At 39.0% G+C, this 9,588-nt stretch carries 6 protein-coding genes; 2 read left to right on the forward strand and 4 right to left on the reverse strand.

What is annotated here, in order from left to right:
* The first annotated feature begins 219 nt into the window (after positions 1–219).
* On the forward strand, positions 220–1,746 hold the full coding sequence (locus KO495_RS08190) for a tryptophan halogenase family protein (protein ID WP_215979918.1): 1,527 nt from the start codon (positions 220–222) through the stop codon (positions 1,744–1,746).
* 34 nt (positions 1,747–1,780) lie between these two features.
* The gene (locus tag KO495_RS08195) at positions 1,781–3,295 is read left to right on the forward strand and encodes a tryptophan halogenase family protein (RefSeq protein WP_215979919.1); all 1,515 of its coding nucleotides are present in this window, start codon (positions 1,781–1,783) and stop codon (positions 3,293–3,295) included.
* Between the two features lie 90 nt (positions 3,296–3,385).
* On the opposite strand, the gene KO495_RS08200 is transcribed toward KO495_RS08195, so the two are convergent.
* From KO495_RS08200 to KO495_RS08215, 4 genes are all read right to left on the reverse strand, one after another.
* Positions 3,386–4,897 carry a tryptophan halogenase family protein gene (locus tag KO495_RS08200; protein ID WP_215979920.1) on the reverse strand — a complete coding sequence of 504 codons (1,512 nt, stop codon included), beginning with the start codon at positions 4,895–4,897 and terminating at the stop codon, positions 3,386–3,388.
* Between the two features lie 288 nt (positions 4,898–5,185).
* A complete protein-coding gene (gene rlmB, locus KO495_RS08205) occupies positions 5,186–5,941 on the reverse strand; it encodes a 23S rRNA (guanosine(2251)-2'-O)-methyltransferase RlmB (RefSeq protein ID WP_215979921.1) in 756 nt (251 codons plus the stop codon).
* A 99-nt stretch (positions 5,942–6,040) separates the two neighbouring features.
* On the reverse strand, positions 6,041–8,509 hold the full coding sequence (gene rnr, locus KO495_RS08210; protein ID WP_215979922.1) for a ribonuclease R: 2,469 nt from the start codon (positions 8,507–8,509) through the stop codon (positions 6,041–6,043).
* A gap of 175 nt (positions 8,510–8,684) precedes the next feature.
* On the reverse strand, positions 8,685–9,311 hold the full coding sequence (locus tag KO495_RS08215; protein WP_215979923.1) for a tetratricopeptide repeat protein: 627 nt from the start codon (positions 9,309–9,311) through the stop codon (positions 8,685–8,687).
* Positions 9,312–9,588 lie beyond the last annotated feature (277 nt).

Genomic DNA, 9,588 nt, shown 5'->3' on the forward strand with positions numbered 1-9,588 from the left:
TCATATGATAAACAAGGAAAATTTCGCGTCAATAGCTGGCCTATTGCAAGTAAATTTAACGAAGAAGTTAGGAAAAATAGCTGCTAGAGAAACATTTGTTAAGCCGATCTCAGGTTAGTTATATTAGTACTATGTATTAAATAAGGGCTGAATAAAATATGATATTCCCCTACTAGTACTCACTGGTTACTTATTACAATAAATAATGAGAAAATAAAGATGACATCAAACGAGATCACATCAATTGTGATTGCTGGTGGTGGTACGTCCGGTTGGATGACTGCAGCAGCACTAAGCCATCACTTTACTTCCACCTTCCCTGATAAAAAAATAGCGATAACCTTAGTCGAGTCATCACAATTAGGTACTATTGGAGTTGGTGAAGCAACTATTCCGACGCTACGTCGATTTTATCAAAAGCTCGGATTTACTGATATTGATGTTATCAAAGCCACCAATGCTACCTGTAAATTAGGTATCGAATTTAAAGGCTGGACTGATAATAACAGTAACTTCATTCATCCCTTTGGTTTATTTGGGCAAGGTACCAAAGAAGTTCCCTTTATTCACTATTGGCTTAAAGCACAAAAAAACGCTAGCACCAACAGCAATGATCTCAATGACTTCTCTCTTGGGGTAAACTTAGCTCAGCAAAACAAATTCTTTTTTCCTCCCGAAAAGCCTAACAGCCAACTCGATATATTTGACTGGGCTTTACATTTTGATGCCGCACTTTTTGCCAACCTCATGCGCGAATATTCAGTCAATCACGGGGTTCAGCTAATTGACAATATTATTGAAGTCGTCAATATTTCTCCAACTTCTGGCAACATTGACTCCTTAACCTTTAAAGACGGGACATCAGTCTCCGCTGATTTGTTTATCGACTGTTCAGGCTTTAAAGCATTACTTATTGAAGGTGCTTTAAAAACTGGATTTGATAATTGGAGTCATTGGCTATTTAACGATAGCGCTGTTGCAGTACAAAGTAAAATCACTTCTACTCCTATCACGCGCACTATTTCTCAAGCAAAATCTGCGGGTTGGCAATGGCAAATCCCTTTACAAAATCGCATGGGTAATGGTTATGTTTTTAGTAGTCAATATCTTGATAAAGAGTCTGCAAAAGCATCGTTACTCGCAGATATTGACGGTGATATTTTACATGAACCAAGAAGCTTCACCTTTACGCCAGGCAGGAGAAAAAAAGCATGGAATAAAAACTGTATCGCCGTAGGGCTTTCCTCAGGCTTTTTAGAACCTTTAGAAAGTACCAGTATCGCCTTAGTTGAAACAGCTATTGAAAAAATAATTCTATCGTTTAACACTCCTCATTATAACGATAATGACATCAATCGCTTCAATGAAGTAAATGCTCTTGAGTATGAACGAGTAAGAGACTTTATTATTTTTCACTATAAGGCGAATCAACGTAATGACAGCCCTATGTGGCAACGCTACAGAGATATGGAAATACCTGAGAAACTCGCTGAAAAAATGCAGCAGTTTAAAGAAACGGGTAATATTATTCGCTACCCATGGGAAATTTTTGGTGCTGATAGCTGGCTGGCAGTATTTAATGGCTTAAACTATTTACCAACAAATTATGATGCTAGAGCAGATAAAATGGATAATGACTATTTACAGCTACATTTAGAAAAAATGAAAAAAATAATCAAACAGCAAGTCGATAATGCACCAACGCATACACAGTTTTTGGTGAAATATTGTGGCTACCAACCCTAATAATAAGTTAGTAATTTAAATAAGAGTGAAACAAATGCAGGTCACGGAAAACACAATTAAAAAGTTTGTTATTGTTGGAGGAGGCACCGCTGGTTGGGTTGCTGCAGCAACGTTAGGAAATATTTTCAAAGATAGTGATGTTACTGTTGAGCTAGTTGAATCGCCTGATGTTGCCATTATCGGTGTTGGTGAAGCAACTATACCACCTTTTTTAGAAACTATTCGCAGCCTTGGTATTGATGAAGCGGAGTTTATTAAAGCAACGCAAGCAAGCTTTAAGTGGGGTATTCGTTTTGAGAACTGGCATAAAAAAGATCACGCTTACTTCCACCCTTTTGGCTCTTTAGGTCGAGATATTGATGGACACGAGTTTTATCAATGTTGGCTAAAATCAAAAGCAGAAGGTGATGAAACGCCTTTAATGGCACACTCTCCTGAGTCGGTATTATCAGATCATAATCGATTTTTTCTCCCGTTTAAAGCAATGGGAACGCCTTTAGCATCTGCACATTATGCTTTGCATTTAGATGCGGTATTGGTTGGTCGTTATTTAAGAGACTTCGCTAAAAGTATTGGGGTTATTCGCACAGAAGGGCATGTTGAAGCGGTTATTAAAAATGAACAAGGTTTTATCAATAGTGTTACTTTAAAAGATGGACGTGAGGTCAACGGTGACTTCTTCATTGATTGCACAGGATTTAAAGGCTTATTAATCGAGGAAGCCTTACAGACAGGTTATGACGACTGGTCTCATTATTTACCCTGCAATAGAGCCGTTACTGTTCAAACAAAAAATATCGGTGAAACAACTCCTTATACAACATCAAGAGCACAAAATGCAGGTTGGACGTGGCGTATTCCACTACAGCATAGAACGGGCAACGGTTATGTTTTTTGTGATAAATACTGCAGTGATGAAGACGCTATTGCCACTTTACTAGCCAACATAGAGGGAGAGCCTATTACTACACCTAAAGTGATCCCTTTTGTTACAGGGATCCGTAAACAAGCTTGGAATAAAAACTGTTTGGCCCTTGGTTTAGCGCAAGGCTTTCTTGAACCATTAGAGTCTACCGCGATTCATTTGGTTTCAAAAACTTTAGCTTTTTTTGTGCGTTTATTTCCAACAAAAGAATGTAACCCTATATTGATGTCTGAGTTTAACCGTCGTGTAAAAGCCGACTATGAAGAAATTCGTGATTTTCTGGTACTGCATTACTCCGCCACAGAGCGTGATGACACTGAATTTTGGCGTTGGTGTCAAAACATGGAGATACCTGCAACTTTACAAAAAAAATTAGACTTCTTTAAAGTTTCAGGTGGATTAATTCCTGGTGTTGAAGAATTATTTCAGCCAACCAGTTGGTATGCAGTATTAGATGGTATGGGTATCACACCTAAAAATTATAACCCAACATTAGATGCCTTAAATTACTCGCAGTTAAATAAAAGTTTAACCAGTGGTAAGCAAGCAATTGAACAAGTAGTTAAATTACAACCAAGTCATGATGAATTTATTCAACAATACTGCCGAGCGCCAATACCTTAATTACTTTTTAAAATAACCAAAAAGGAAGTGCTAAACGCACTCCCTTTTTGGTTACTCGACTAAGTTAACACGATCAATGAATCACTTTACTTAAAGATCACTTTTCGCACGACAATGCTTTTCAATAAAAGCTTGGTGCGACATCGCTTGCTCTGCCGCGCCATAAATAGAGTTACGCATTTGCATTAATTTTTGCTCTATCATCTTTGAGTCAAGGTTTTTAATCCGAACATCATAGCGCTGCGGCACAACCTTAAAGCCGTGATACATCGACAGCCAACTAGCCTCTTCAAACGACTCATGATCATGCATCACAATATGTCCTTGGCTTTTAAATACCTCAATTTTATGTGCTAACGTGTCAGATATTTTCATTTGCTGGCAGTAGCGCCAAAACTCAGTATCGTCACGCTTGGTTAACTTATAATGCATAGCTAAAAAGTCAACAATACGGTCAAGCTCTGTGCTGTGCAAACGGTTTACCTCAGCAATATCAGCTTCATTGAATGATTTATCTGGGAAGAAAGTTAAGAGTTTAGCCAACGCCGTTTGAATTAAAGAAATCCCTAACGACTCTAGTGGCTCAAGAAAACCGCCTGCTAGCCCTAAAGAAAAACAGTTTTTATGCCAGGTTTTTTCTCGTCGCCCTAATGGAAAAGTGAAGTGTCTAACATCATTAATGGTTTGACCTTGAACGCTTGCCAGTAGGCTATCTTCAGCGGCTTGTTTGTCGCTAAACTCGCTGCTGTAAATGTAGCCATTCCCCATACGGTGTTGCAATGGAATTTGCCACTGCCAACCCGCCTCTTTAGCAATAGCGCGCGTATAAGGCAGTGGTCTTCCTGCCAACTCAGTTTGTACAGCAACCGCACTATTACAAGGTAACCACTGACTTAAATCATCTAAACCAATGCCCATAGCACCTTCAATTAATAACCCTTTAAAACCTGAGCAATCAATAAATAAATCACCAAAAATACAACGTCCATCATCAAGTTCAACCGATTCAATAAAACCCGATTCCTTATTTAAATGAACCTTATCAACATTAGCGAGAATATGTTCAACCCCTTGTTTAACCGAAAAATCAGTTAAGAACTTGCCATATAAGGCGGCATCTAAATGATACGCATAAGAATAGTCAGCCATAGGGTTAGTAGGATTTGGGTGCGGCTGGGCAAAATTACCCTGTTTAGCTAACACACAAGCAAAGCTGTAATCTTGCAAATCCAATGAATAACCTTCACTGTTGAGCTTGTTAATATAATGATGAAACTCTACGTTATCGACTTTCATGCCGTAGTCAGCAAACGGGTGGAAAAAGCGCGTGTCTTTTTGGTGCCAACCTTCAAACTCAATACCGAGTTTAAAAGTAGCTTGTGTTGCTTTAATTAACTCAACTTCATCAATACCTAAGTTTCGATTAAATGAAACAATATTAGGGATAGTTGCTTCACCAACACCTACGGTATTGATGCTAGGCGACTCAATTAAGGTAACGGTAATATTTTTATCTTTAACGTAGCGTGACAAGCTAGCTGCAGCCATCCACCCCGTTGTACCACCGCCAACAATTACAATTTTTTCAATGCCCTCTGACATAACCGTTCACCGTAAATCCATCATCAAAACAGGTATATTACCTTACTATAATGTTCTTAAAAAACATACAGAAGAAGCTGATATAACCCACAATTGAATACGCTATTTTCATCTATTTTATACGCGAAAGTTTGGCTCTGAAAGCTCAGCCTAAATTAGACTCTGTTGATGCCTTAACGAAAAAAACCGATGAGGTTAATCTATATGATTTACCTCATCGGTTTATATATTTTTCGCTTTATATTCGTAGCGATTAGTGTTTAGTGTTTAGTGTTTAGTGTTTAGTGTTTAAGCAGAGCGTTGACGCACTATTTCAAATAAACAAATACCTGTTGCCACAGATACGTTTAAGCTAGAAACACTACCTGCCATAGGAAGTTTCACTAGCTGATCACAATTTTCTCGCGTTAGTCGACGCATGCCCTTACCTTCTGCCCCCATCACTAACGCCATCGGACCTGAAAGTTTGGTCTCATAAAGGCAAGTGTCTGTTTCGCCGGCAGTACCAATAATCCACACACCCATTTGTTGTAATTGCTTCATAGTACGTACTAAGTTAGTCACTTGCACTAAGGGTACATATTCTGCTGCACCAACCGCTACTTTACGCACAGTTGGTGTTAAGCGTGCGGCATTGTCTTTCGGTACAATAATCGCTTGTACACCTGCGGCGTCAGCATTACGTAAACAAGCGCCTAAATTATGCGTGTCGGTAACACCATCTAAAATAAGTAAAAATGGAGGTTGACCTTTTTTCTCTGCACTAGCAAGAATGTCGTCTAAATCATTTTCGGTAAAAACTTTACCCGGCCTAACACGCGCAACCACACCTTGGTGCTGCTCACCCTCGCTTTTTTCATCAAGAAATTTACGCTGTACCATTTGTGTTGAAATACCGTACTTACGCGCTAAGTTAATAATTGGCATAAGGCGTTCATCTTCTCGGCCTTTTAATAACCAAATCTCAATAAAACGCTCGGGAGCGCTGTCAATTAAGGCATTAATTGCGTGAATACCAAAAACTAACTCTTCATTTTTCGCCATGTTTTTCTCTTTTAAAATTATTACTGCACCGCTTTATTTATAAAGCGTTGCCGTTAACCACTTATTGGTTGGTCTCATATAGTTTATAACTTTAGGAAACTATTTCGCTTTTTTACGGGCATTTTTTCCAGGACGCTTTTTACGTTCAGTGCGCTTTTTTGCTTTGCGTTTCTCAGTTTTTACTTTACTACCGTTTTTATCTGTCGCTTTTGTTTTTTTAGTACCACTAGTTGTAGCTGCTTTACTTGAACTTGAGCGACCTCCAGTTTTAGCTTTACCTTTGCCCTGACGTTTTGATGGCTTATCTGTTTGGCTAGCGACTCCCTCAATAGTTAAGTCGATCTTTTTCTCATCAAGGTGAACTGCCGCAACACGCACGTTAACTTCATCGCCAACACGGTATTTAATGCCTGAGTTTTCACCCGTTAAGCACATTCTGACATCATCAAAATGATAAAAATCTCGCCCTAACGAGGTAATGTGTACTAAACCTTCAATATGTAAATCCGCTAAACGAACAAACATGCCAAAATTAGTAACGGTAGAGATAACACCAGTGAATTCATCACCAATGTGGTCTTGCATAAACTCACACTTCAGCCAGTCGGCAACATCGCGTGTTGCTTCGTCGGCTCGACGTTCGGTCATTGAGCAGTGCTCACCTAACTCAATAACTTCGGCAAGTTTATAGTCATAAAAGCCTGCATTCGCTGCTGAACTGTCTACTGAATTTTTTGTTGAATTGTTTGTTGAATGATCTGCTGATTGCGCTAACAATTGCTCTTGTAAAATAGCTTTAATCACCCGATGTACCACTAAATCAGGGTAGCGACGAATAGGTGAGGTAAAGTGACTATATGACTCTAACGCTAAACCAAAATGCCCTAAGTTATCACTTTGGTAAACCGCTTGACGCATAGAGCGCAATAACATGGTTTGAATAAGCTCTTGGTCTGGGCGACCTGCTACTTTCGCTAAAATATCGCCATAGTCTCTTGGCTCTGGTGATTCTTTTGCAGGTAACGATAAACCTAATTCATTCAAGTAGGTAACAAAGTTTTTATACTTGTCTTCACTCGGTTTGTCATGAACTCGGAATAAGCCCGGTTTATTATGTTGCTCAATAAATTGTGCGGTAGCGACATTAGCTAAAATCATACATTCTTCAATGATTTTATGGGCGTCGTTACGAATAAGGGGTACAACGCTATCAATTTTTTTATCTTCATTAAACAAGAAGATAGACTCTTCTGTTTCAAAGGCTATCGCGCCACGCTTACTGCGAGCATCACTTAAAGCTAAGTACATTTTTTCAAGGTTTTCTAAATCAGCAACTTGCGCTGCATATTCACTACGTAACGCGTCATCGCCCGTTAAAATGGCAGCGACTTTTGTATAGGTAAAACGTGCGTGTGATTGCATTACCGCAGGGTAAAATTCGCTAGTAGTTAATGCGCCGTTAGCGCTCACCGTCATTTCACAAACCATACACAACCGATCAACATGCGGGTTCAATGAACACAAACCGTTAGAAAGTTTTTCAGGTAACATCGGAATAACTTGGCTTGGGAAATAAACCGAGTTACCACGAGAAATAGCTTCATCATCAAGCGCGCTACCGTGGCGAACATAATAACTAACATCGGCGATAGCAACCCATAAGCGCCAACTACCATCACCTTCAGGGCGACAATAAACCGCATCATCAAAATCTCGCGCATCTTCACCATCAATCGTGACTAACGGTAACTCTCGTAAATCTCGACGGGGTAGCTTTGCACTTTCTTCGACTTCATCAGCAATGCTGGCTAACTCTTCGGTAATTGTATGAGAAAATTGATGCGGTAAATCATGGGCACGTAAGGCAATTTCAATTTCCATACCTGGCGCTAAATGGTCACCTAATACTTCAACCACTTTACCTATAGCGTGTGAGCGTTTGGTAGGTCGTTGTAGTAATTCAACGACCACCATTTGACCATGGCGAGCCCCCATTTTAGCTTCAGGGTCTATGGTGATTTCTTGCTTAATTTTAGTGTCTTCGGGAATAACAGTGCAAACATGATGATCAACATAAAAACGCCCTACAAATGGCGCTTTTCTTGGTTCAATAACATCAATAATTTTAACTTCTTTACGACCTTTGCGATCAACACGGTCAACTAAAATAGCCTCAACAATATCGCCATGAAAAACACGCTGCATTTCATGAGACGAAATATAAAAGTCTTTCCCGCGTTTATCCGTAATACTGCTGTCATCAGGACTAAAGAAACCAAAACCGTCACGATGCCCAATAACCTTGCCAGTAAGCAGGCTACTTTTTGCCGGTATCGCGTACTGCTTAAACTTATTAAACACCAACTGACCACTGTTTTCCATGGCACGTAAACGACGTTTCAAACCAATTAATTGATAGTCTTCATCATACTTGAGTGTTTTAGCTAGAGCTTTAAAGGTCGGCGGCGGTGAGCATTTTTCAATAACAGATAACAATAGCTCACGAGAAGCTACAGGCTTTTCATATTTTTGTGCTTCGCGTTTAGCGTGTGGGTCTTGAAATGTCACTATATTAAGTCAGTATATAAAGGATTAACTGCTATCAGTATATCACGTTATCTGTAGAATTTTATTACCAAAATAGTGTGGCTGTTTCTTTGGGCTGCTTTTAAATAGTTAGAGCGGGCGATAGCACTTTTGATAAGACAACTTCAGCGTGTTTTATCGCTCTAACCCGAAAAGCTTAATTGGTGTAACTGCGCCTTTTAGCGTCTTCAATCACTTGAGGTGGCATTTTAGTGGCTAACTGTGCAAGTAACTGGCTAATTTTTTTATGTGTTTTTTTATCATCAGTTAGTGAATTATGTAGTTGCGAATATAAGGCTGGATAGTCGAGCGGACTGCCATAACCTTGCTCATACAAACTCGCTAAACGCATTTGCGCTTTTAAATTATTTAATGAGGCTGCAGTTTTTAAATAAACAATCGCTTTATCAATATCAACCTGCATAAACTTACCAATATGATAATAGCGTCCAAGTTGCTCTAGCCCTTCTGATAAACCTTGATCGGCCGCTAAATTCATATAGTGCAATCCCAACGGAATATCTTTTTTCACACACACACCAAAGGCAAGCATATCGCCCCATAAAAATTGATACGATGGCATATTCGCTTTATTGGCTCGCGCTTCAATATCTTGCACTAACTGACACTCATCTAATACCACTTGGCTTAAATGTTTGTTTTCTTTGATTAAGTCAAGTAATTGATCGTCTGTATATATTTGCACAGCTTGCATGTTGGCACTTTGTGCTAATGAAGAGAAAGCCATCAAGCCACTGAACAATATTGTCAATAAAATGCGCATAAAAAATCCTATGGTAAAGCAATTCACTTTTGAATCTATATTATATGCTCTGAAAAATAGAGTTAACTACAACAATAAATTACCCAAAGCTAACTAGGTTATCGGCAATGTGATGACAAATATGATGTATAAATTAGATTAATATTTATAACGCTCAGCTACATTAAATGTCATCACTTATTTAGATAATATTTATGCAAACTGCTGACCAAGTTTTAGCGGCATGAATATTTAAACCAAGCTGCTATTGACGCGAATTTTGCCTTGCTTATCATAT

The organism is Colwellia sp. D2M02, assembly GCF_018860755.1.
Taxonomy (GTDB): Bacteria; Pseudomonadota; Gammaproteobacteria; order Enterobacterales; family Alteromonadaceae; genus Colwellia; species Colwellia asteriadis.

Bases quoted from the DNA above. Each gene is read 5' to 3' on its own strand.
- KO495_RS08190 (WP_215979918.1), top strand. From the start codon at position 220: ATGACATCAAACGAGATCACATCAATTGTGATTGCTGGTGGTGGTACG.
- KO495_RS08195 (WP_215979919.1), top strand. From the start codon at position 1,781: ATGCAGGTCACGGAAAACACAATTAAAAAGTTTGTTATTGTTGGAGGA.
- KO495_RS08200 (WP_215979920.1), bottom strand. From the start codon at position 4,897: ATGTCAGAGGGCATTGAAAAAATTGTAATTGTTGGCGGTGGTACAACG.
- rlmB (WP_215979921.1), bottom strand. From the start codon at position 5,941: ATGGCGAAAAATGAAGAGTTAGTTTTTGGTATTCACGCAATTAATGCC.
- KO495_RS08215 (WP_215979923.1), bottom strand. From the start codon at position 9,311: ATGCGCATTTTATTGACAATATTGTTCAGTGGCTTGATGGCTTTCTCT.